This is a genomic window from Mesorhizobium sp. HAY1-8B, assembly GCF_056868045.1.
This window is the reverse complement of sequence record NZ_CP200321.1, coordinates 1147466-1169954: the sequence shown is the minus strand read 5'-3', so window position 1 is coordinate 1169954 and position 22489 is coordinate 1147466. Positions and strand designations below refer to the sequence as shown.

The window sequence follows — 22489 nt, the reverse complement described above, 5'->3', positions numbered from 1 at the left end:
GCTATCCGCCTCTCCCTGCACCAACCAAAACCCGTTGCGAGCAGCCGTCGATCACGGCATTCTGGCCAAAACCGGAGGATTTTCGATGAGCATCGCCCGCCTGCAGAAGGAAACGCTGACCAACCTGCCCTTCTATGAGGAGCGCGTCGATCTCGCCTGTGCCTTTCGCTGGACGGCGCGGCTCAACATGCATGAGGCGGTGGCCAATCATTTCTCGCTGGCGGTCAACGAGAACGGCACGCAGTTCCTGATGAACCCCAACCAGGTGCATTTCTCGCGCATCAAGGCGAGCGACCTGTTGATGATCGACGCCAATGATCCGGACACGCTGTCGGGGCCCAACGCGCCGGATCCGACGGCCTGGGGCCTGCACGGGGCCATCCACCGCAACGTGCCGCATGCGCGCTGCGTCATGCATGTCCATTCGATCCATGCCACGGTGCTGGCCTCGCTGGCCGATTCGACATTGCCGCCGATCGACCAGAATTCGGCGATGTTCTTCAACCGCCATGTCGTCGATGCGCATTATGGCGGCCTGGCCTTCGAGGAAGAGGGCGAGCGCTGCTCGCAGCTTCTCACCGATCCCAAGGTCAAGGTGATGGTGATGGGCAATCACGGCGTGCTGGTGATCGGTGACACGGTCGCCGACGCCTTCAACCGCATGTTCTATTTCGAACGCGCCGCCGAGACCTATATCAAGGCGCTGTGGACCGGCCGCCCGCTGCGCACGCTGTCCGACGCCATCGCCGAGAAGGCGGCCAGCGAGATGGATGATTATCCCGGCCAGGCCGAGCGCCATCTCAGCGAGTTGAAGGCGATCCTCGACGAGGAAGAGCCGGTTTACCGGAATTAGAGCCCGAGCTGAGCCCGCAATTCCTCGGCGCTATTGATGACGATGGCGCCGGGCGGTCCTTCCATCGGCTTTTCCGGCCAGAAGATCGTCTTCATGCCCGCCGCCAGCCCCGCCATGGTGCCCGGCCAGCTGTCGTCGACCGCGACCGCGTGAGCGGGATCGACATCGGCCAGATAGGCCGCGCGCAGGAAGGGTTCGGCATGCGGCTTGCCTTCGCGCACGTCGTTGCGGCTGATCGTCTTCATGCCGGGATAGAAGAGGCCGACGGCGCGCAGGTTGGCATCGACGATCAGCCTGTCGGAATTGGAGACCACCGCTTGCTGAACGCCAAGCGCCCGCAATTCATTGAAGACCTCGATCGCGCCGGGGCGCGGCCGCAAGCCCTCGACCAGCGGCAGGTAATGGTCGTATTTACGCACGATCCAGTCGTCGAAGGCCAAGTCCAGGCCGAACTCGTCGCGCATCATTTCATAGACCGGCCAGGCGGCAACGCCGAGGACACGCTCATGCAGGTCGGATGGCGGCGTGAGGCCGACATTGCGCATTGCCGCCACAAGGGCTGCCTCGTGCAGCGGCTCGCTGTCGACCAGCGTGCCATCCATGTCCCAGAAAACCGCCTTCGGTGTCATGCAGAGCTCCTTTTGCGATCCCCTTAAAGGGTTTGCGCCGAGAGATAAACCTTCGGGATCACAGAAGCTGGCCGCGACCGGACCCGACGCCACCCTGCTTTCCGCATCGCAACATCGCCGACGGGAAAATCCCTGTCGCGCAAGGGCAGGCAATTGCCCTTGCGATTGACAATTGCGCAGGAAGCCGTTCCCTGCGAAACTGGGAGCGGACCGCTCCTGTGAGCAGCGGTTTCGGGAGGCAGGACGTGAATAGCCGGCAGGATGGTGGCAGCAACAGGCTGGACGACGCGGCGCGCGCCGGTTGGCTCTATTATGTCGCCGGCAACACACAGGACCAGATTGCCGCCACGCTCGGCATTTCGCGGCAGACGGCGCAGCGGCTGGTGTCGCTGGCGGTGTCGGAAGGCTTGATCAAGGTTCGCGTCGATCATCCGATCGCCAACTGCCTGGACCTCGCCGCACGGCTGAGATCCCGCTTCGCGCTCGATCTGGTCGAGGTGGTGCCGAGCGATCCCAATTCGTCCTCCACAACCATCGGCATCGCGGAGGCGGCGGCCGCCGAGATCGAGCGGCGGCTGCGGTCACCGACACCGATCGTCATGGGGATCGGCACCGGACGCACGCTGAAGGCGGCGATCGAGCAATTGCCGCCCATGGAATGCCCGCAGCACAAGGTGGTGTCCTTGACCGGCAACATCTCGCCTGACGGCTCGGCAGCCTTCTACAACGTCATCTTCACCATGGCCGACAGGGTCAAGGCGCGCTCCTTCCCGATGCCGCTGCCGGTCATCGCCTCCTCGCCGCAGGAGCGCGAGATGCTGCTTAACCAGCCGATGATCCAGCCGACACTGGCGCTTGCGGCGGAAGCCGACGTCACCTTCATCGGCATTGGCGACCTCGGCCCCAAGGCGCCTCTTTACGAGGACGGCTTCATTTCCGAAAGCGAGTTGAAGGCCCTGCAGAAGGCTGGTGGCATCGCCGAGATCGTCGGCTGGGTGTTCGACAGGGAAGGCCGCATGATCGAGGGCATCACCAACGACCGGGTGTCGTCGGCCTCGCTGCCGTCACGCGAAAAATCGCTGGTTATCGCGCTGGCCATGGGCGAGCGGAAACTGCCGGGTATCCTGGCGGCCGTGAACCGCCGGCTGGTCAATGGGCTCATCACCGACGAGCGGACGGCGACAGCCCTGCTGGCCGGCATCTGACCTCGGGGGCACGCTGCCGCTTGCCGGGTGCGGCCAGGGCGACCGCTTTGCGATAAAGCCAACAAGGCTATCTGTGCCGCCCGAAAGGGTCGTTTCCATCGAGGAACCCGAGGTCACGCTGCAGATGCGGCGACAGGTCCCTGATGTCGAGATGCGCCTTCTTCCTGACCGCGAACCAGCCGAATCCGTCCGTGAGCCACGAAATCCAGCGATGATCTGGAGCGGGAGTGCATTTTTGTTGCGCCATGGTCATGATCGTCAACCTTCGCTATCCTGATCCCGAATGACCGGTTGACGCTGAATGTCGGTCTTGCCGGCCGCCTTTGCCAATCGAACGTCGATAAGAACCCATAAGGAGGCTTTATGCCGGACCTTGGCTCGCGACAGATTTCGCAACTCCCGCCGCTGCAGGCGATCCGGGTGTTCGAAGCGGTGGCGCGGCATCTTTCCTTCACCAAGGCAGCCGGGGAACTCGCCATGACGCAAGCTGCCGTCAGCTATCAGATCAAGGTGCTGGAAGAGCGCGTCGGTGCACCGCTGTTCCTGCGCCGACCGCGACAGATCGAGCTGACCGAAGCCGGCCAGCGCCTGGCGCCGGCCGTCAGCGAGGCCTTCGCCATCCTTGGCCAGGCCTATGCGGCGGCACGTGGCGGCGCGGATGGCTTGCTGTGCGTCACCACCGTGCTGACCTTTGCCTCGAACTGGTTGGCGCACCATCTGGGTTCGTTCCAGATGGCCCATCCAGCCCTTGCCGTGCGGCTCGAAACATCGAGCCGGCTGACGGATTTCGCCCGCGAGGATGTCGACCTCGCCATCCGTTCGGGCGGCGGCAAATGGCCGGGCCTGGAGGCCCACAAGCTGCTCGATGCCGATTTCACGCCGATGCTAAGCCCGAAACTCGCGGCGAGCATCGGCGGCGTCAAGGAGCCGGCGGACCTCCTGCGGCTGCCGATCCTCGATCCCGGCGACATCTGGTGGACACAGTGGTTCGAGACCGCGGGCGTGCACTCGCACGACCTTGCCAAGCGGCCCGGCAGCAGCATGGGCGCGCAGGCCTATGAGGCCAACGCGGCCATCGCCGGCCATGGCGTGGCGATCCTGACCCGGGCGCTGTTCAAGGCCGAACTTGCCGACGGCCGCCTGATCCAGGCCTTCGACCTGGTCGGGGACGATGGCCACGCCTACTGGCTGGTCTATCCCGAGGCCCGCCGCAACGTGCCGAAGATCCGCGCCTTTCGCGACTGGCTGCTTGCCGAGATCGCCTGCTGACAGGCGCTTCGCACCCGCCCCGAGCCTCCAGACCTTCCTGTCCCGTCGCCTGATATCCCGGCACAGGGCGCGGTTCGTCGCCCCAATTTCCATGCGTCGCTTATGAATCCGACCTGTCGAGTGCTGCGCTGCAGCATCGAATCCGGCTTGACATAATTAAGACTTAGTGAGTAATTGCTCACAGCCAAGGCAAATGCTCATCTTGGTTCATGGGAGGAATTTGATGAAACTTCGCACGCTCACCCTGGGCTTGTTGTCGGCCAGCGCCCTCGCTTTCGCCGCACACGCCGAATCCATCACCATCGCCACCGTCAACAATGGCGATATGGTCCGCATGCAGAAGCTGACCGACGACTTCACCAAGGCTAACCCCGATATCCAGCTCAACTGGGTCACGCTTGAAGAAAACGTGCTGCGCGAGCGCGTCACCACCGACATCGCCACCAAGGGCGGCCAGTATGACGTGATGACCATCGGCACCTACGAGGTTCCGATCTGGGCCAAGCAGAGCTGGCTGCTGCCGCTCGACAAGCTCGGTGACGACTATGACGCCAAGGACATCATTCCGGCCATTGCCGGCGGTCTTTCGGTCGACGGCAAGCTCTATGCCGCGCCCTTCTACGGCGAAAGCTCCTTCGTCATGTACCGCAAGGACCTGATGGAGAAGGCCGGGCTGAAGATGCCCGACGCACCGACCTGGGACTTCATCAAGCAGGCCGCGGACAAGATGACCGACCGCGCCAATGGCGTGAACGGCGTGTGCCTGCGCGGCAAGGCCGGCTGGGGCGAGAACATGGCCTTCCTGACCGCCATGTCGAACTCCTTCGGCGCCCGCTGGTTCGACGAGAACTGGAAGCCGCAATTCGACCAGCCCGAATGGAAGAACACACTGCAGTTCTATGTCGACCTGATGAAGGCCGATGGCCCCGAGGGCGCGTCCTCCAACGGCTTCAACGAAAACCTGGCGCTCTTCCAGCAGGGCAAGTGCGGCATGTGGATCGATGCCACCGTCGCGGCGTCCTTCGTCTCCGATCCGAAGAACTCGACCGTCGCCGACAAGGTCGGTTATGCGCTGGCGCCCGACAATGGCCTCGGCAAGCGCGGCAACTGGCTGTGGGCATGGTCGCTGGCCATTCCCGCCGGCACCAAGAAGGCCGATGCCGCCGAGAAATTCGTGTCCTGGGCGACCAGCAAGCACTATGCCGAACTGGTCGCTTCGAAGGAAGGCTGGGCCAACGTTCCTCCGGGCACGCGCTCCTCGCTCTATGCCAATGCCGAGTACCAGAAGGCGGCTCCGTTCGCCAAGATGACGCTGGACTCCATCAACGCCGCCGACCCGACGCATCCGACCGTCAAGCCGGTGCCCTATGTCGGCGTCCAGTTCGTCGCCATCCCTGAATTCCAGGGCCTTGGCACCACTGTAGGCCAGCTCTTCTCGGCGGCCCTTGCCGGCCAGTCGAGCGTCGACGATGCGCTGAAGCAGGCCCAGGACGCCGCCACCGCGGCGATGACCGAGGGCGGGTATATCAAGTAAGGCTCCTCCCGGTGCCGAATGCCGGTTGCCTCCTCGACCGGCAACGGCCGCCCGAGTTCCCAGCTCGGGCGGCCGCCTTCAACGCCTGTGAAAATTCAGTCTGACCATTGAAGGGTGACCGTCATGGCTACTCAGCAGACCCGTTCGCTTGCCCGTTTCATGATGGCGCCATCCGTTGTGCTGCTGTTCGTCTGGATGATCGTGCCGCTGGCACTCACGCTCTGGTTCTCCTTCCAGCAGTACAATCCGCTCAACCCGATCCGCGACGGATTCGTCGGTTTTTCCAACTACGCGCTGTTCTATTCCAACCCCGCCTTCCTGCAGTCGATCCTCAACACCCTGATCCTGGTGGTCAGTGTTCTGTTGATCACGGTGATCGGCGGCATCCTGCTGGCGCTCTTGATCGACCAGCCGATGTGGGGACAGGGGATCGTGCGCATCCTCGTCATTTCGCCGTTCTTCGTCATGCCGCCGGTGGCCGCACTGGTCTGGAAGAACATGATCATGCACCCGCAATATGGGGTGTTCGCCGACATAGCGCGCTTCTTCGGGGCGCAACCGATCGACTGGTTCGGGCAGCACCCGCTGACGGCGATCATCATCATCGTCGCCTGGCAGTGGCTGCCTTTCGCGACACTGATCCTGTTGACCGCGCTGCAGTCTCTCGACGGCGAGCAGAAGGAAGCCGCCGAAATGGACGGCGCCGGCTTCATCAGCCGCTTCATCTACCTGACGCTGCCGCATATGTCGCGCGCCATCACCGTGGTCATCCTGATCCAGACGATCTTCCTGCTCTCGGTCTATGCCGAGATCCTCGTCACCACCAATGGCGGTCCCGGCTACGCCTCCACCAACCTGCCCTTCCTCGTCTACCAGAAGGCGTTGCTGGAGTTCAAAATCGGCCAGGCATCCGCGGGCGGCGTGATCGCCGTCATTCTCGCCAACATCGTCGCCTTCTTCGCCATGCGCGCGGTCGGCAAGAACCTCGACAAGTAAGGGAGGACAAGATGGCCCGTGCAGTCACCACCCAGCACAAGACGATCGCGACAGTTGCCGCCTGGATCGTGGCCCTGCTGATCTTCTTCCCGATCCTCTACACGATCATCACCTCGTTCAAGTCGGAACAGGAGGCGATCCAGGGCTTCAACCTGATCCCGTCGGGAACGTTCGAGAGCTATACCGAGGTTCAGGCGCAAAGCGGCTACTTCAAGTTCTTCTTCAATTCGGTGCTGCTCTCGGTCGGCTCGACCATCCTGGCCCTGCTGGTCGCCATTCCGGCGGCATGGTCGATGGCTTTCTCGCCAACCAAGCGGACCAAGGACATCCTGATGTGGATGCTGTCCACCAAGATGATGCCCGCGGTCGCCGTGCTGTTCCCGATCTACCTGATTTTCCGCAACCTCGGACTGCTCGACAGCCGCATCGGCCTGATGGTCATGCTGATGCTGATCAACCTGCCGATCGTGGTGTGGATGCTCTACACCTACTTCCGCGAGATCCCCGGCGAAATCCTGGAAGCGGCCCGCATGGACGGCGCATCGCTGTGGAACGAGATCATCTATGTGCTGACCCCGATGGCGGTGCCCGGCATTGCCTCGACCATGCTCCTGAACATCATCCTGGCCTGGAACGAGGCGTTCTGGACGATCCGCCTGACCACCACGGATGCTGCTCCGCTGACCGCCTTCATCAGTTCCTTCTCCAGCCCGCAAGGCCTGTTCTGGGCCAAGCTTTCGGCCGCCTCGACATTGGCGATCGCGCCGATCCTGATCATGGGCTGGTTCAGCCAAAAGCAGCTGGTGCGCGGCTTGACCTTTGGCGCGGTCAAATAGCGGGCGGCGCCGAGAAATAATACCGCCGCACGCAACAGACGACGGACAATAACCCCCCGGGGAGGAAACCATGGGAAACATCACGCTCAAGAACGTCTCCAAGTCCTTCGGGGCGACGTCAATCATCCCCGGCCTCGACCTGGTGATCGAGAATGGCGAGTTCGTCGTCTTCGTCGGCCCGTCGGGTTGCGGCAAGTCAACGCTGCTGCGGCTGATCGCCGGGCTGGAGGATACCAGCGGCGGCACCATCAACATCGACGGCCGTGACGTCACCGGCGAGGCGCCGGCCAAGCGCAAGCTGGCCATGGTGTTCCAGTCCTACGCGCTCTATCCGCATATGACGGTGGCCAAGAACATCGCTTTCCCGCTGAAGATGGCGGGCGAGGACCAGGCCACCATCGACAAGAAGGTGAAGGACGCGGCACGCGTCCTCAACCTCACCAACTACCTCGAACGCCGGCCGGGCCAGCTCTCAGGCGGCCAGCGCCAGCGCGTCGCCATCGGCCGCGCCATCGTGCGCCAGCCTTCGGCCTTCCTGTTCGACGAGCCGCTCTCCAACCTCGATGCCGCGTTGCGCGGCACCATGCGCCTGGAGATCAGCGAACTGCACCATCAGTTGAAGACCACCATGATCTATGTCACCCACGACCAGGTCGAAGCCATGACCATGGCCGACAAGATCGTCGTGCTGAACGCAGGCAATATCGAGCAGGTCGGCTCACCGATGGAGCTCTACAAGACCCCGAACAATTTGTTCGTCGCCGGCTTCATCGGCTCACCGAAGATGAACCTCATAGAGGGCGCGCCGGCGGACAAATATGGCGCCAAGACCATAGGCATCAGGCCCGAGCACATGCAGATCTCGACCACGGCGGGCGAATGGAAGGCCACCGTCGGCGTTGCCGAGCATCTGGGCTCCGACACTTTCCTGCATGTCCAAGCCGAGGGCGTCGGTCCGCTGACGGTACGCGCCGACGGCGAGCTGGCCGTCCATCACGGCGACACGATTTATCTCACCCCCGACAAGGCCAAGCTGCATCGCTTCGGCCCTGACGGCAAGGCGATGGCGAAGTGAGGCTGAAGGACAAATCGGCGCTGGTCACGGGATCGGCGCGGGGCATCGGCAGGGCCTTCGCCGAAGCCTATGCGCGCGAGGGCGCCACGGTGGCGATTGCCGACATCAACCTCGAAGCGGCGCAGAAATCCGCCGCCGAGATCGGCGACAAGGCCTATGCGGTCAAGCTCGATGTCACGGATCAGGCATCGATCGACGCCGCGGTGAAGGCGGTGGAGAGCCGGACCGGCGGCCTCGACATATTGATCAACAACGCCGCCTTGTTCGACCTGGCGCCGATCGTCGACATCTCCAGGGCGAGCTACGAGAAACTGTTCTCGGTCAATGTCGCCGGCACTTTGTTCATGCTGCAGGCGGCTGCGCGCTCGATGATCGCGCGGGGCAAGGGCGGCAGGATCATCAACATGGCAAGCCAGGCCGGACGGCGCGGCGAGGCACTGGTCGGCGTCTACTGCGCCACCAAGGCCGCCGTCATCTCGCTGACCCAGTCGGCGGGGCTCGACCTGATCAAGCATCGCATCAACGTCAACGCCATCGCGCCCGGCGTGGTCGATGGCGAGCACTGGGATCATGTCGATTCGCTGTTCGCCAAATACGAGAACCGCCCTAGGGGCGAGAAGAAGAAACTGGTCGGCGAGGCGGTGCCATACGGCCGCATGGGCACGGCCCAGGACCTTACCGGGATGGCGGTCTTCCTCGCCAGCGCCGATGCCGAATACATCGTCGCCCAGACCTACAATGTCGATGGCGGCCAATGGATGAGTTGAGGGGGGCGGCCTCTGTTTCTCGTCCCTCCGCGAGGCGCAGAGGCCAACATCGGAGGTTGCATCGGCCTTCGCGGGCATGCCGCCCCTTATCCTCTCCCGGCTGGACCGGGAGAGGCGGAATAACGAGGCCGGAGCCGGCCAAAGGGTAAAACAGATGACCGTGAAACTCTCTTCCGCCAATCTCGCGAACCTTCCCGCCAAGGTTGCGGGTCCGAAATACGACCGTGCCAAGCTGAAGGCCGGCATCGTCCATTTCGGTGTCGGCAATTTTCACCGCTCGCACCAGGCCGTCTATCTCGACGATCTGTTCAATTCAGGTGTCGGCCATGACTGGGCCCTGGTCGGCGCCGGTGTGTTCGAGGGCGAGAAGATCGGTCGCGGCAAGCTCCAGGAGCAGGACTGGCTGACCACGGTCGTCGAGCAGGATGACGGCCATATGAGCGCCCGCGTCACCGGCGCCATGGTTGACTTCCTGACGCCGGGCGATGCCGCCGGCATCATAGACAGGCTGGCCGATCCGGCGATCAAGATCGTGTCGCTGACCATCACCGAAGGTGGCTACTTCATCGATCCGGCCTCCGGCAAGTTCAACCCGGCTCATCCGGACATCGTCGCCGACGCCCAACCGGGCGCGACCCCGAAAACCGTGTTCGGGATCATCCTTGCCGGACTGGTGCGGCGGCGCGCTGACGGCATCGTGCCGTTCACCGTCATGTCCTGCGACAACATTCCCCATAACGGCCACGTCACCTCGGACGGCGTCATTGGGCTAGCCCGCCTGATCGACGAAGAGCTTGCCGGATGGGTGGGCGACAAGGTCGCTTTCCCAAACGCCATGGTTGACCGAATCACGCCGGCGACCACCGACCGCGAGCGCAAGATTCTGGCCGACGATTTCGGCCTGGAAGACAATTGGCCGGTGTTCTGCGAGCCCTTCAAGCAATGGGTGTTGGAGGATCACTTCACGGCCGGCCGGCCGGCCCTGGAGAAGGTCGGTGTCCAGTTCGTCAAGGATGTGTCGCCTTACGAACTGATGAAGATCCGTATCCTCAACGGCGGCCATGCCACCATTGCCTATCCCGCCGGGCTGATGGACATCCATTTCGTCCATGAGGCGATGCAGGAGCCGCTGGTGCGCGGCTTTCTCGACAAGCTCGAGCATGACGAGATCATTCCGACGGTGCCGCCGGTGCCGGACACGGTGCTGGAGGACTATTACCAACTCATCGAGAAGCGCTTCTCCAATCCCAAGATCGGCGACACGGTGCGCCGGCTCTGCCTCGACGGCTCCAATCGTCAGCCGAAATTCATCATCCCGACCATTGCCGACCGACTCAAGGCCGGCAAAGGCGTTGCCGGGCTGGCGCTGGAATCAGCCCTCTGGTGCCGCTACTGCTTCGGCACGACCGACAGCGGCGCCATCATCGAACCCAACGACCCGAGCTGGGACCGGCTGCAGGCGACGGCAAAGGCGGCAAAGGATGCGCCCGCCGCCTGGCTGGCGATGGAGGACATCTATGGCGATGTCGGCCGCGCCACGGCATTCGTCGAGGCCTTCGGTCACGCGCTCGGCGTCCTGTGGGCCAATGGCGCCCGCGCCACGCTGACGCGCTATCTCGCCGGCAATCTCTGAAAGCCATTCGATATCATGACGCCTGAACTGGTCATCTTCGACTGCGATGGCGTGCTGGTCGACAGCGAAGCGCTCTCCGTCTCGGCGCTGCTTGGCATGATCGAACTCGCCGGCGGCAATATCGGCGTGGATGCCGCCTACGAACACTTCCTCGGCAAGAGCATGAAAAGCGTGCGCGAAATGCTTGGCCGCGATTTCGGCCTGGAGATCACCGACCAGCACCTTACCGCCATGCGCGTCGACCTGATGCGAAAGTTCCGTGAGGAACTGCAGCCGATCCCAGGCATCAAGGAGATGTTGCCCAGGCTTGGCCTGCCGTTCTGCGTCGCCTCTTCCGGCACGCTGGAACGCATTCGATACGCGCTCGACGTGACCGGCCTGCTCGGGCTGATGGAGCCGCATCTGTTCAGCGCCACCATGGTCGCCAAGGGAAAACCGGCGCCCGATCTTTTCCTGCATGCCGCGGCCAGCATGCGGGCCCATCCGCGCAAATGCCTCGTCATCGAGGACAGTCCGGCCGGCGTCGCGGCGGCGCGCGCGGCCGGCATGCGCGTCTTCGCCTTCACCGGCGGCTCGCATGCCGGCAACCCCGCCTTGAAAGCGCGGCTTGCGTCGAGTGAACCGGACTTTATATTCGCTGACATGCTGCAGTTGCCCGATCTGATTGCAGGCATGGGAGCGAGAGTTAGAGCATCTTGACGAAACAGTTTGTTTGCGCGGTCGATGTCGGCACCGGGAGCGCTCGCGCGGGCATTCTCGACGCCAGTGGTACCTTGCTCGGCCGTGCCGATCGGCCGATCGCCATGAACCAGCCAAAACCCGATCATGCCGAGCATGATTCGCGCGATATCTGGTCGGCCGTCTGCGCCGCCGTGCGTGCCGCCCGCGAAAAAGCCGGTGTCGCGGCGCAAGAAATTGTCGGCATCTCCTTCGATGCCACCTGTTCTCTTGTGGTGCGCGACCGGCAGGGCGATCAGCTCAGCGTTTCGACCACCGGCGACAAGCGTTGGGACACCATCGTCTGGCTCGACCACCGCGCCATTGCCGAGGCCGACGAATGCACGGCGAGCAGCCACGAGGTGCTCAACTATATTGGCGGCGTGATGTCGCCGGAAATGGCAACGCCGAAGCTGATGTGGCTGAAGCGCAACCTGCCAAGGACCTGGAATGAAGCCGGCTATCTATTCGACCTGGCCGACTTCCTGACCTGGCAGGCGACCGGCTCGCTGGCCCGCTCGCAATGCACGCTGACGGCGAAGTGGACCTATCTGGCGCATGAGGAACGCGCATGGCAGCGCGATTTCTTCGAAATCGTCGGCCTGGATGACCTTTTCGAGCACGGCAATCTGCCGGAGCGCGCCAGTCCGGTCGGCGCCGACATTGGTCCGCTGACGGCGCAAGCGGCGGCGGAGCTCGGCCTGACGGAAAGCTGCCGGGTCGGCGCCGGGGTCATCGACGCCTATGCCGGCGCGCTTGGCGTGCTTGGCGGCTTTGTCGGCGATGAACAGGATATCGGCCGTCACCTGGCGCTGATCGCCGGCACGTCGAGCTGCGTCATGGCAATGTCGCCCGATCCGCAGCCTTTCGCCGGTGTCTGGGGTCCCTATTACGGCGCGGCGCTGCCGAAGCTGTGGCTGTCGGAAGGCGGCCAGTCGGCCACCGGCGCCCTGCTTGACCACATCATCCGCTGGCACGGCGCCGGCGGCGAGCCCGACGCCGCGATGCACGCCAGGATCGCCAGGCGTGTCACCGAACTGCGCGCTGCCGAAGGGGAGAACCTCGCCGCGCGGCTGCATGTGCTGCCGGACTTCCACGGCAACCGCTCGCCGCTGGCCGATCCGCATGCCGTCGGCGTTGTCAGCGGGCTGACGCTGGATTCCTCCTTCGATAGCCTGTGCAAGCTTTACTGGCGTACCGCCGTCGGCATCGCGCTCGGCGTGCGTCATGTGCTGGAGGCGCTGAACGAGAACGGCTATCTGATCGACACGCTGCATGTCACCGGCGGTCACACCAAGAACCCGCTGCTGATGGAGCTCTACGCCGATGCCACCGGTTGCACGGTGGTCGAACCGCTGGCCGACGAGGCGGTACTGCTCGGCACCGGCATGGTCGCCGCCACCGCCGCCGGGCTGTTTCCCGACCTCAACGCCGCCTGCCTTGCCATGCAGCAGGGCGGCAAGAGGCGTGCCGCCAACCCGGTCGCCGGCGCCCGCTTCGATCGCGACTACCGGATATTCCTGGAAATGCACCGGCAGCGGCAGGCGCTCGACGCGATACGGTAGGCTTTGCACTACTGCTTGCGCAGCGAGGCGCCCGATGCCGCGTCAAACAGATGGATGCTTTCTTCCTCGAATGTGTAGCGCACAGGGGCGTTCAGCACCGGGCATTCACGTGCCGGAACCAGCGCGCTGATCTCCTTGCCACCGGAACCGAATGTCACCAGCGCGTCATTGCCGTGGAATTCGATGAGATCGGCCGTGCCTTGCAATATGCCGGCGTCACCGGCACCGGCCGTCTTCAGGTCCGGAGGCCGGATGCCCAGCACGGCGCGGTCGCCATGCCGCAGATGAAACCCCCGGCCCTCGACCGAAAGAACCGTTCCGGCACCGGTCAATATCCAGCCATTGCCTGAGCGGCCGACCGTTACCTCGATGAAATTCATGTTCGGCGTGCCGATGAACCCGGCGACGAACATGTTGCCGGGCCGCCGATAGATTTCCGCCGGAGAACCGATCTGCTCGATGACGCCGTCCTTGAGCAGCACGATGCGGTCGGCCAGCGTCATCGCCTCCAGCTGGTCATGAGTGACGTAGACGGTGGTGGTCTTCAACGACTGGTGCAGGCGCGCGATCTCGACGCGCATATGGTTGCGCAGCTTGGCGTCGAGATTGGAAAGCGGCTCGTCGAACAGGAACACTTTTGGTGTCTTGATCATGGCCCGCGCAATCGCCACGCGCTGCTGCTGGCCGCCGGAAAGCTCAGCCGGCTTGCGGCCGAGATAGGGTTCGAGCCCAAGCGTCCTCGATACCGCTTCGACCCGCTTGCGGATATCGGCCGCCGGCACCTTCTGGCGCCGCAAACCGAAGGCGATGTTGTCGAAGATCGTCATGTGCGGATAGAGCGCGTAGTTCTGGAACACCATGGCGATGCCGCGGTCGCCCGGATCGAGATCGTTGACCACCTTGCCGCCGATCGAGACCTCGCCGCCGCTGATGTCCTCCAGCCCCGCCAGCATGCGCAGCAAGGTCGACTTGCCGCACCCGGACGGGCCGAGAAACACGACGAATTCGTGCTCTTCAATGCTGAGATTGAGGTCGCGGATCACCGTGGTGGCGCCATAGGCCTTGTCGACATGGGAGCAAACGATCGCGGACATGGTCAGCCCTTCTCGCCGCTGAGCAGGATCTGCAGCTTGACGTCCTGCGGGTTGCCTTCGGCAGCCCGCTCGAATGCCTTGATGCTGTCGGAGAAATCATAGGTGCCGGTGATCAGCGGCTTGAGGTCGACCTTGCCGGAAGCGATCAGTTGCAAGGCACGGTCGAAGATGTTGGCATAGCGGAACACCGTCTCGATGCGCACCTCCTTGGAGATCGCAGCCGGCACGTTGAGGGCGACCGGCTCCACCGGCAGGCCCACCAGCACCACCGCACCGCCCGGCCGCACGATATCGAACAGGCCCGCGAAGGCCTTCGGGCTGCCGCTGGCCTCGAAGACGATGTCGGCACCCCAATTGCCGGTCGCGGCGGCAACGGCATCGGCCAGCGACTGCTCGCCGATATTGACCGGCACGATGCCGGCATATTGCGCGGCAATCGCCAGCTTGGGCGCGGAGAAGTCGGAGATCAGCACCTTCGAACAACCACCGGCAAGAGCGGCAAGCGCGATCATGATGCCGATCGGGCCGCAGCCGACGACGACGGCAACATCGCCCGGAACGATCCGGGCACGGCTTGCCGCCTGCATGCCGATGGCGAAGGGTTCGACCATCGCACCCTCGGCGAAAGAGACATTGTCGGGCAGTTTGTAGGTGAAGGCGGCCGGGTGCACGGCGTAGGGCGCGAGCACGCCATGCACCGGCGGCGTCGCCCAGAAGCGTACGTCCGGATCGACATTGTAGATGCCGAGCTTGGTCGCGCGTGACGACAGGTTCGGCACGCCCGGTTCCATGCAGACGCGGTCGCCTACCTTGAACGTCTCGACATTGGCGCCGATCTCGACAATCGTCCCCGCGGCTTCGTGGCCGAGCACCATCGGCGCGCGCACGACATAGCTGCCGATGGCGCCATGCGTGTAATAGTGCACGTCGCTGCCGCAGACGCCGACCGTGTGGATGGCTATCCTGACGTCGTCCGGCCCGACATCGAGCGGCAACGCGATCTCGCGCAGCGACAATTCGCCTTTTTTCTCAAGCACCAGTGCCCGCATCGGGAAATCCTCACATCAAGTCTTTTTTTGCCGGAAAACGGAATTCAGGAAGCCGCTGAGCACGCCGAGGAACAGCAGCGGCGGCAGCGACAAGAGCACGACCGAGGCGTTCAGAATGCCCCACGGCACATTCATGCCCTGCTGGGAGAGTTCCGAAGCGACGATCGGCAAGGTCTTGGCGTTGGAACTCGACAGCATCAGCGCGATCAGGAATTCGTTCCAGACCAGCACGAAGCTGAAGGCGACCGCCCCTGCCAGGGAGCGGGCGGCGACGGGCAGCGCGATGCGCCAGAACACCGAATAGGCACCATAGCCGTCGACGAAGGCTGCTTCCTCGATCTCCTTCGGCACGCCTTGGAAGGCGGGGATGGCGAGCCACATGATCACCGAGATGGTGAGCAGGCAATAGGTGATGATCAGCGCCGGCAAAGTATCGTAGAGGCCGACCTGCAGCCAGATCACCATCAGCGGGATGGCCACCGCGACCGGCGGCAGGAAGCGCAGCGACAGCACGAAGAACTGGATGTCGCCGGCCCATCGGTTGGGATAGCGCGCCACCGCATAGGCCGCCGGCAGGCCGAGCACGACACCGATCAGCACGGCCGAGCCGCAGGCGACGACCGAGTTGTAGAGCCCTGTGAGCACGCTGTCGCGGCCAAGGATGTAGCTGATGTTGGCCCATGTCGGCGTGAACACCAGGCGCGGCACGCGGGTGATGATGTCGACATTGTTCTTGAGCGCGTTGAGCGCCGTCCACAGCAGCGGAAACACGGCCAGGAATCCAGCCAGCGCCAATATCGCCTTGCCGATCAGCCTGCCGGGCTTCATGCCTGCACCCGCTTCCACAGCATGGTGAAGGTGATGACGGTGGCGATCATCATCAGCACGGCCATGGCCGAGGCGTAGGAGACCTTGCCGGACTCGATGAAGCCTTGCGAAAAGGCGTACATGTCGAGCGTTTCGGTGGCCACGCCGGGCCCGCCGCGGGTCATCACATAGATCAGGTCGAAGGAGCGCAGCGATTCGATCATCTTGACGAACATCAGGCTGATCAATGGTGCCTTCAGCATCGGCAAGGTCACATAGGCGTGGATCTGCCAGCGCCTGGCATGGTCGAGCCGTGCAGCCTCGATCGGCTGCGGCGGCAGGGTTTCGAGCAGCTTCAGCACGATGACGGCGAAGAACAGGCCCCATTGCCAGACATCGACCGACGCAACGGCGAACAACGCCGTCGCCGGCTTCGACAGCGGGTCGAAGATCAGCCCGCCGGTGATGAGCCTGTAGGGGTAGGTGGCGATGCCGTAGAGCGGATGGTAGGCGAACTTCCAGACGAAGGCGGCAGAGACGCGCGGCAACAGCACCGGGACGATGAACAGCAGGCAGTAGACATTGCGCAGCCGTGGGCTGGCGACCTCGAACATCAGCACGCCGAGCCCGATCGCCACCACCATGGTCGCGACAACGGTGACGATTTCCCATTTCACCGACACCCAGACGGCATTGAGGAAGCGGCGGTCGAGGAACAGGTCGGCGAAGTTCGACAGCCAGACCCAGGAATAGTCGGGCGTGCTCAACTCGCGATTCTGCAAGGCGATGACAATGGCGTAGAGCGTCGGCACCATCGACAGCACCAGAAGGATGGCGATGGTCGGAACGACGAAGGTGACAGGGAGCGACGTGCGTCGGGCCATTGGCATCTATCCTCGCTTGCGTCTCGATCGTGTCGGCATGACTTACTCGTTGGGCAAAGTTCCCGCGGCGCGCAGGTCCCGGCATTGCGGACAATGTCGCGGACCGCGCGCCACGGGCGGGAGGATGGCTCTATTTCTTCTTCGCCAGATCGTTGGCATAGGCCTCGAGCTCGTTGAGGCCGCCCTTGATGTCGGTGCGGGTGCCGGTGACCAGTTCCTCGAGGATGATGCCCCAACGGTCGCCGAGATCCGGCCAGCGCGGATCCTGCCAGAAGTTCACCGCCGTGACCTTGCCGGTCTCGGCCAGCGCCTGACCGAGATCGGCGCCATAGATATCGGCGAATTCCTTGCTGGACAGGATGCTGGTGCGGTTCAGCTCGCCGAACTGGTGGGCATCGAGCCTGCGCTTCTCGTTTTCCTTGGACGTCGCCCAGGCGATGAACAGGCCGGCGCATTTCTTCGAGGCATCATCGGCATTGGCCTTCGCCGCGATGGCAAGGCCATGGCCGTAACCGCCGCCGGGCAGTGGCGAGGGCGGCGGCAGGAAGCCGATCTTGCCGACCACCTGCGAGGTCTTCGGATCTACCGCCATGCCCGACAGCGGCGTCGATTCGACGAGGATGGCGACCTGGCCGGAGAGGAAGGCGCCGGTCGATTCATCCCAGCTGCCGGTCTGCGTGCCGGGGGCCGAATCCTTGAAGAGTTTCAGATAGGTTTCGGTCGCCTTGACGGCGGCGTCCGAATTGAAGACCGGCTTGTCGCCATCAAACCACTGACCGCCATAGGCCTTGAAGAAGGGCATCCAGCGCCAGACATTGGCGCCCGAACCGCGTGCGCCGCGCAGCGCGATGCCATACATGCCCTTGTCCGGATTGGTGAGCTTCGGCACATCGGCGATCAGTTCGTCGAGTGTCTTCGGCGGCTTGATGCCGGCGGCCTCGAGCACGTCCTTGCGGTAGACCATCAGGTCGCCGCCGCCGGTCAGCGGCGCGAACCAGACCTTGCCGTCATAGGTCGCGACCTTCTGGCGGCCGGGATCGAAGTCGGCATAATCGTAGTCAGCCGGATAATAATCGGTCAGCGGCACGATCCATTTCGACGAGGCGAACAGAGCGACATTGGCTTCGTCGACATAGTAGACGTTGTAGTTGCCGACGGTGGACGCATCGGCGCGCGATTTCGCGCGGCGGTCGTTCTCGTTCAGATAGTCGATCTGGAAGCCGGCGCCGGCAAGCTTCTCGAACTCGGCCTTGGAATCCTCCAGAAGCGTCAGGCCGTCTCTTGGCTGCGCCAGCACCTTGACCGGCGCCGAGCAGACCGGCGCCTGCGCCAGCGCGATGGTTGATACGGTAGCGGAAAGCATGAAAGCTGCGCCCAAGCCCGCAGCGAGCCGAATTGGTTTCATTGATTTTCTCCTCCAGGAACACTCGCGGGAAGCGGACATCCTCGGGGTCTGCGATCCTCACCATCGCCCGAGCGACAAGCGACCCGTCGCCAAAATGAGGAGTTCAACCGGACCAAGCTAGAAGCCCCGTTGCAGCAAACATGTACTTTTATGCATTGTGCAGCGCAAAAAACGGCACCTCGGAACAAAGTCCGTCACACGAGTATCGATCGCGTCCAAGCCGTTGATTTAAGTCGTGCTTATGCGCGCATCGTCAGCCGTTGCCGCGACAGCTTGCGGTAGGACGACGGCGTCATCTTGTGCTTGCGCAGGAAGGCGCGGTTGAAGTTCGAGATGTTCATGTAGCCGACCTGGAAACAGATGTCGGTGATGGCAACATCGGTATCCGCCAGCAGCTTGCAGGCCTGCCAGAGCCTGAGCTTGGCAAGGTGGTCGCTGAAGGAGTTGCCGGTGTTCTTCTGGAAGAAGCGTGAAAATGTGCTCTCCGTCATTCCCGCGAGTTCGGCCACGTCGGGCAACTTCAGATCCTCGGCGAAATGCTGGAACAGATAGGTCAGCGTGCGCTGGATGATGTCGAGCGACGCGGCATCGAGAACCGGCGAGAAATCCGGCGAAGACAAGAGTTCGTACTCGTCGGTCCTGGCCAGGAGGTCGACCAGTTCGAGGAACAGGCAGAGGCGGGCGAGCCCATGCACCGTTCCCATCCGCTCCATCAGTTCGGCGCCCTCCAGCGCCGTGCGACCGTGAAAGACCATGCCGCGCAGCGACCGTTCGAGGAACGGCTCCAGTTCGCGCAGTTCGGGCAACAGGCCCGCCGAGCCGCGCAGCCTCTGCGCATCGAATTGCAGGACGATGTCGCGGCCTTCGATCAGCTCGCCCGGCTGCACCGCCGTCACCCAGTCATGCGGCAGGCCGCCGCCGACGATGGTCAGGTAGCCAGGTCCGAACTCGCCAATGTGATCGCCAACCAGGACCACGCCGGAGGATTTCCTGAGCAGATGGATTTCGTATTCCGGATGAAAGTTCCAGACATTGCGCTCCCAGGGGTAGTCGTCGAGCCTCCACAGGAAACTGTCGCTCGCCTCGGTGACGATATGTTCGAAGGCCGGCGCCGTCCGAAGCGTGGCAACAGGGTTTTTTCGCTGTCTGAACGCCATCCATTCCTCCCAGGGGGTTCGCTGGCTGTCGATCTCCGAAGCAATCCGTAACAGCCCGCAGCCCGCAAGGGAACGACGCAACCGCACCCGGGAATGGCACTGGCTCAATCGGTACCCGCTCCTCCTCCCTTGCCTTCATGGCGCATTTCGTTCAATAGACGGCGCAAACGCCGCGAAACCGTTGGTTTTGCCGTTTGACATGCGGCTTCCGGCTTCTTTTGCCGACGTGCCGCGCCTGGAAAGAGCGGAACAATGTCTGCGATCGAAGCCGGCGCTCGCGCGCCGGAAAATCTTTGGCGTCAGGAAATCAAGGCGACGCTGGCGCTGGCCTGGCCGATGGTGCTGACCAATCTCGGCCAAACGGCGATGACGGCCACCGACGTCATGATGATGGGACGTCTTGGAGCGGATACGCTGGCCAGCGGCGCGCTTGGCGCCAACCTCTATTTCATGCCGCTGATCTTCGGCCTTGGCCTGATGCTGGCGACCTCGCCGATGATCGCGACCGAGCTTGGCCGCCGCCGCCATTCGGTGCGCGACCTGCGCCGCACCGTGCGCCAGGGCCTGTGGCTGGCAATCCTGATCTCGATCCCGATATGGCTCGTGCTTTGGCACGGTGAGGCCATTCTGCTGGCGATGGGCCAGGAGCCGGCGCTGGCGCATCAGGCCGGCATCTATCTGCGCTGGCTTGAATGGGCGGTGCTGCCTTTCTACGGCTATATCGTGCTGCGCTCGTTCATCTCGGCGCTGGAACGGCCGGGCTGGGCGCTGGTCATCGTCTTCGTCGCCGTTGCCTGCAACGTGTTCTTCAACTGGGTGTTCATGTTCGGCAATCTCGGCGTACCGGCCATGGGCATCTCCGGCTCGGGCCTTGCGACCTCGCTTTCCAGCACGCTGATGTTCGTCGGCATGTCTGTCGTGGTGATGCTGGAGAAGAAGTTCCGGCGCTATCATCTCTTCGGCCGCTTCTGGCGATCCGACTGGCCGCGCTTCAAGGGGCTGCTGCGGCTTGGCCTGCCGATCGCCGGCATCCTGGCTTTCGAGGTGACCATCTTCAACGCGGCCGCCTTGCTGATGGGTCTGATCGATGCGGATTCGCTCGCCGCGCACGCCATCGCCATCCAGATCGCCTCGATCTCCTTCATGGTGCCGCTCGGCCTCAACCAGGCGGTGACGGTCCGCGTCGGGCTTGCGCATGGCGCCGGCAATCCAGAAGGCGTGTCGCGCGCTGGCTGGACCGCCTTTGTTATCGGCGTCTCGTTCATGGCACTGATGGGGCTGGTGATGGTCCTTTGGCCGCATCTCTTGATTAGCGCCTTCATCGATCTCGCCAACCCGGCCAATGCCAGGGTGATCGCGCTCGCCGTGTCCTTCCTGGTGTTTGCCGCACTGTTCCAGGTCTTCGATGGTGCGCAGGCGGTTGCCGCCGGCATGCTGCGCGGCCTGCACGACACCAAGGTGCCGATGATCTACGCCGCGATCGGTTACTGGGGCGTGGGCCTGCCGCTAGGTGTGCTGCTCGCCTTCCATTTTGGTTTGCACGGCGTCGGCATCTGGATCGGTCTCTCGACAGGGTTGGCCGTGGTGGCGGCGCTGCTCCTGGCGCGCTGGCTGCGCCGCGATCGGATCGCGCCGCCGCTTGCCTTCGGGCATTGAACGGGACGGTTGCCGGCTGCCCGGCGGCGTTTTTGCATGTATCGCTTCGCTGGCTCAGTGTCCCGCCGCCCGCCTTTCGAGCGACCGGGCATATTGCGTCAGCGGAAAGCACATGACGAAGAAGATCAGCGCCACCAGGCCATAGACCTTGAACGGTTCGAAAGTCGCGTTGTTGATGGCGTTGGAGGTCCGCACCAGTTCCTCGAAGCCGATGATCGAGGTCAGTGCCGTCGACTTGATCAGCTGCACCAGGAAGCCGACCGTCGGCGCGCGGGTGATCGAGAAGGCTTGCGGCAGAATGATCAGCCTGAGTTGCTGCAGATAGTGCAGGCCGAGGCTGGCGCCGGCATCCCATTGGCCCAATGGCAGCGCGTCCACCCCGGAGCGCCAGATCTCGGCCAGATATGCGCTGGCGAAGAAGGTCAGGCCAAGCACCGCCGCGGTCCAGGGTTCGATGCGCAGGCCGAGCATCGGCAGGCCGAAGAACATGAGGAACAGCTGCATCAAGAGCGGCGTTCCCTGGAACAGGGCGATGTAGCCGGAGGCAATGCGCCGGCTCCATTTGTTTTTGGAGATCCTGAAGAACAGCACCGCCATTCCAACCACCGCGCCGCCGATGAAGGCGGCCAGCGACAGCAGCACCGTCCAGCGGGCGGCAAGCAGAAGGTTGCGAACGATGTCCCAGAGCGTGAACTCGATCATGACACGCCCGCTCCGAGCGCGCGGCGCCCGCCGGTGACCAGCAAGCGGCGCAACGCCATGGACAGAGCGAGGTAGACCAGCGTCACGACGAAATAGGTCTCGAAAGACCGGAAAGTGCGCGCCTGCAGCATATCGGCCTCATATGTCAGTTCACGCACCGCGATCTGCGAGACCACGGCCGATTCCAGCATCATGATGACGATCTGGCTGGTGAGCGCCGGATAGATGATCTTGAGCGCCTGCGGCAGAACGATCTTGATGAACACCTGACGTGGCCTTAGGCCCAGTGCCAGGGCAGCTTCCGTCTGCCCTGGTGGCACGGCGTCAAGCCCGGCGCCGACGATCTCGATCGTGTAGGCCGCCATGTTGAGCGTCATCGCCAGCATGGCGGCCAGGATCGGGTCGAGCCGGATCCCGAGACTCGGCAGCCCGAAGAAGATGAAGAACAGCTGCACCAGGAACGGCGTGTTGCGCATCACTTCGACGTACCAGGCGATGGCCCGGCGAAGCAGCGCGGGGCCGTTTCGCCGTCCCGCGGCACCCAGGATGCTGAGCAGCGTTCCCGCCAGCGTGGTCACCACGATCAGCAGGATCGTCGTGGCCGCGCCGTGCGCAATGTCGCCCACGGCACCTGGAAGCCAGCCGAAGGCCACGGG

Annotated in this window: 22 protein-coding genes; 12 read left to right on the top strand and 10 right to left on the bottom strand. The window is 63.5% G+C overall.

Annotated features, from left to right (window positions below):
• Positions 1-85: 85 nt before the first annotated feature.
• Positions 86-853, top strand: coding sequence for a class II aldolase and adducin N-terminal domain-containing protein (locus AC1VON_RS05810; protein WP_483120895.1), 768 nt, complete (start codon positions 86-88; stop codon positions 851-853).
• Here the strand turns inward: AC1VON_RS05810 and AC1VON_RS05805 are convergent.
• A complete protein-coding gene (locus AC1VON_RS05805; RefSeq protein WP_172347523.1) occupies positions 850-1482 on the bottom strand; it encodes an HAD family hydrolase in 633 nt (210 codons plus the stop codon). The two genes, AC1VON_RS05810 and AC1VON_RS05805, sit on opposite strands and share 4 nt — an antisense overlap.
• 245 nt (positions 1483-1727) lie before the next feature.
• Here AC1VON_RS05805 and AC1VON_RS05800 point away from each other — a divergent pair, with 245 nt between their 5' ends.
• Positions 1728-2687 carry a sugar-binding transcriptional regulator gene (locus AC1VON_RS05800; RefSeq protein ID WP_172347524.1) on the top strand — a complete coding sequence of 320 codons (960 nt, stop codon included), beginning with the start codon at positions 1728-1730 and terminating at the stop codon, positions 2685-2687.
• Between the two features lie 67 nt (positions 2688-2754).
• Here AC1VON_RS05800 and AC1VON_RS05795 read toward each other — a convergent pair whose 3' ends face one another.
• The gene (locus AC1VON_RS05795; RefSeq protein WP_483126278.1) at positions 2755-2940 is read right to left on the bottom strand and encodes a hypothetical protein; all 186 of its coding nucleotides are present in this window, start codon (positions 2938-2940) and stop codon (positions 2755-2757) included.
• Positions 2941-3050: 110 nt separating this feature from the next.
• On the opposite strand from AC1VON_RS05795, the gene gcvA reads away from it, so the two are divergent.
• The 9 genes from gcvA (at position 3051) to AC1VON_RS05750 (ending at position 13079) form a co-directional block, all read left to right on the top strand.
• Positions 3051-3956 (top strand): transcriptional regulator GcvA, encoded by a 906-nt coding sequence (gene gcvA / locus AC1VON_RS05790; protein ID WP_483120893.1) that lies wholly within the window; start codon positions 3051-3053, stop codon positions 3954-3956.
• Between the two features lie 223 nt (positions 3957-4179).
• Entirely contained in the window at positions 4180-5490 is a 1311-nt protein-coding gene (locus AC1VON_RS05785) for an ABC transporter substrate-binding protein (protein WP_172347526.1), read from the top strand.
• A 123-nt stretch (positions 5491-5613) separates the two neighbouring features.
• Positions 5614-6486, top strand: a complete 873-nt coding sequence (locus tag AC1VON_RS05780; protein ID WP_483120891.1) for a carbohydrate ABC transporter permease — start codon at positions 5614-5616, stop codon at positions 6484-6486.
• Between the two features lie 11 nt (positions 6487-6497).
• Complete coding sequence (locus AC1VON_RS05775; protein ID WP_056568523.1) at positions 6498-7322, top strand: carbohydrate ABC transporter permease; 825 nt, start codon at positions 6498-6500, stop codon at positions 7320-7322.
• 70 nt (positions 7323-7392) lie between these two features.
• Positions 7393-8397 carry an ABC transporter ATP-binding protein gene (locus tag AC1VON_RS05770; RefSeq protein ID WP_483120890.1) on the top strand — a complete coding sequence of 335 codons (1005 nt, stop codon included), beginning with the start codon at positions 7393-7395 and terminating at the stop codon, positions 8395-8397.
• Positions 8394-9164 carry an L-iditol 2-dehydrogenase gene (locus tag AC1VON_RS05765; protein ID WP_483120888.1) on the top strand — a complete coding sequence of 257 codons (771 nt, stop codon included), beginning with the start codon at positions 8394-8396 and terminating at the stop codon, positions 9162-9164. The genes AC1VON_RS05770 and AC1VON_RS05765 overlap by 4 nt, the downstream gene beginning before the upstream one ends.
• Before the next feature lie 154 nt (positions 9165-9318).
• On the top strand, positions 9319-10797 hold the full coding sequence (locus AC1VON_RS05760) for a mannitol dehydrogenase family protein (RefSeq protein ID WP_172347530.1): 1479 nt from the start codon (positions 9319-9321) through the stop codon (positions 10795-10797).
• 15 nt (positions 10798-10812) lie between these two features.
• The gene (locus AC1VON_RS05755) at positions 10813-11496 is read left to right on the top strand and encodes an HAD-IA family hydrolase (RefSeq protein WP_483120886.1); all 684 of its coding nucleotides are present in this window, start codon (positions 10813-10815) and stop codon (positions 11494-11496) included.
• Positions 11493-13079 (top strand): FGGY-family carbohydrate kinase, encoded by a 1587-nt coding sequence (locus AC1VON_RS05750; RefSeq protein WP_483120885.1) that lies wholly within the window; start codon positions 11493-11495, stop codon positions 13077-13079. Before AC1VON_RS05755 ends, AC1VON_RS05750 begins: the two co-directional genes overlap by 4 nt.
• A gap of 8 nt (positions 13080-13087) precedes the next feature.
• Here the strand turns inward: AC1VON_RS05750 and AC1VON_RS05745 are convergent, their stop codons facing one another.
• The 6 genes from AC1VON_RS05745 to AC1VON_RS05720 all read right to left on the bottom strand — a co-directional run bounded on the left by AC1VON_RS05745 (position 13088) and on the right by AC1VON_RS05720 (position 19475).
• The gene (locus AC1VON_RS05745) at positions 13088-14173 is read right to left on the bottom strand and encodes an ABC transporter ATP-binding protein (protein WP_172347533.1); all 1086 of its coding nucleotides are present in this window, start codon (positions 14171-14173) and stop codon (positions 13088-13090) included.
• Between the two features lie 2 nt (positions 14174-14175).
• Positions 14176-15222 (bottom strand): NAD(P)-dependent alcohol dehydrogenase, encoded by a 1047-nt coding sequence (locus AC1VON_RS05740; RefSeq protein WP_172347534.1) that lies wholly within the window; start codon positions 15220-15222, stop codon positions 14176-14178.
• Positions 15223-15237: 15 nt separating this feature from the next.
• Positions 15238-16050: a carbohydrate ABC transporter permease gene (locus AC1VON_RS05735; protein ID WP_483120883.1), complete on the bottom strand. Its 813-nt coding sequence runs from the start codon at positions 16048-16050 to the stop codon at positions 15238-15240.
• Positions 16047-16913 (bottom strand): carbohydrate ABC transporter permease, encoded by an 867-nt coding sequence (locus tag AC1VON_RS05730; RefSeq protein ID WP_483120881.1) that lies wholly within the window; start codon positions 16911-16913, stop codon positions 16047-16049. The genes AC1VON_RS05735 and AC1VON_RS05730 overlap by 4 nt, the downstream gene beginning before the upstream one ends.
• A gap of 130 nt (positions 16914-17043) precedes the next feature.
• Positions 17044-18318 (bottom strand): ABC transporter substrate-binding protein, encoded by a 1275-nt coding sequence (locus AC1VON_RS05725; RefSeq protein WP_172347537.1) that lies wholly within the window; start codon positions 18316-18318, stop codon positions 17044-17046.
• Between the two features lie 239 nt (positions 18319-18557).
• Complete coding sequence (locus AC1VON_RS05720) at positions 18558-19475, bottom strand: AraC family transcriptional regulator (protein WP_483120878.1); 918 nt, start codon at positions 19473-19475, stop codon at positions 18558-18560.
• Positions 19476-19727: 252 nt separating this feature from the next.
• On the opposite strand from AC1VON_RS05720, the gene AC1VON_RS05715 reads away from it, so the two are divergent.
• Entirely contained in the window at positions 19728-21131 is a 1404-nt protein-coding gene (locus AC1VON_RS05715; protein WP_172347539.1) for an MATE family efflux transporter, read from the top strand.
• A gap of 54 nt (positions 21132-21185) precedes the next feature.
• On the opposite strand, the gene AC1VON_RS05710 is transcribed toward AC1VON_RS05715, so the two are convergent.
• Together AC1VON_RS05710 and AC1VON_RS05705 are read right to left on the bottom strand one after the other, a co-directional pair.
• Positions 21186-21833 (bottom strand): amino acid ABC transporter permease, encoded by a 648-nt coding sequence (locus AC1VON_RS05710; RefSeq protein ID WP_483120876.1) that lies wholly within the window; start codon positions 21831-21833, stop codon positions 21186-21188.
• Positions 21830-22486 carry an amino acid ABC transporter permease gene (locus AC1VON_RS05705; RefSeq protein WP_483120874.1) on the bottom strand — a complete coding sequence of 219 codons (657 nt, stop codon included), beginning with the start codon at positions 22484-22486 and terminating at the stop codon, positions 21830-21832. Before AC1VON_RS05705 ends, AC1VON_RS05710 begins: the two co-directional genes overlap by 4 nt.
• Positions 22487-22489 lie beyond the last annotated feature (3 nt).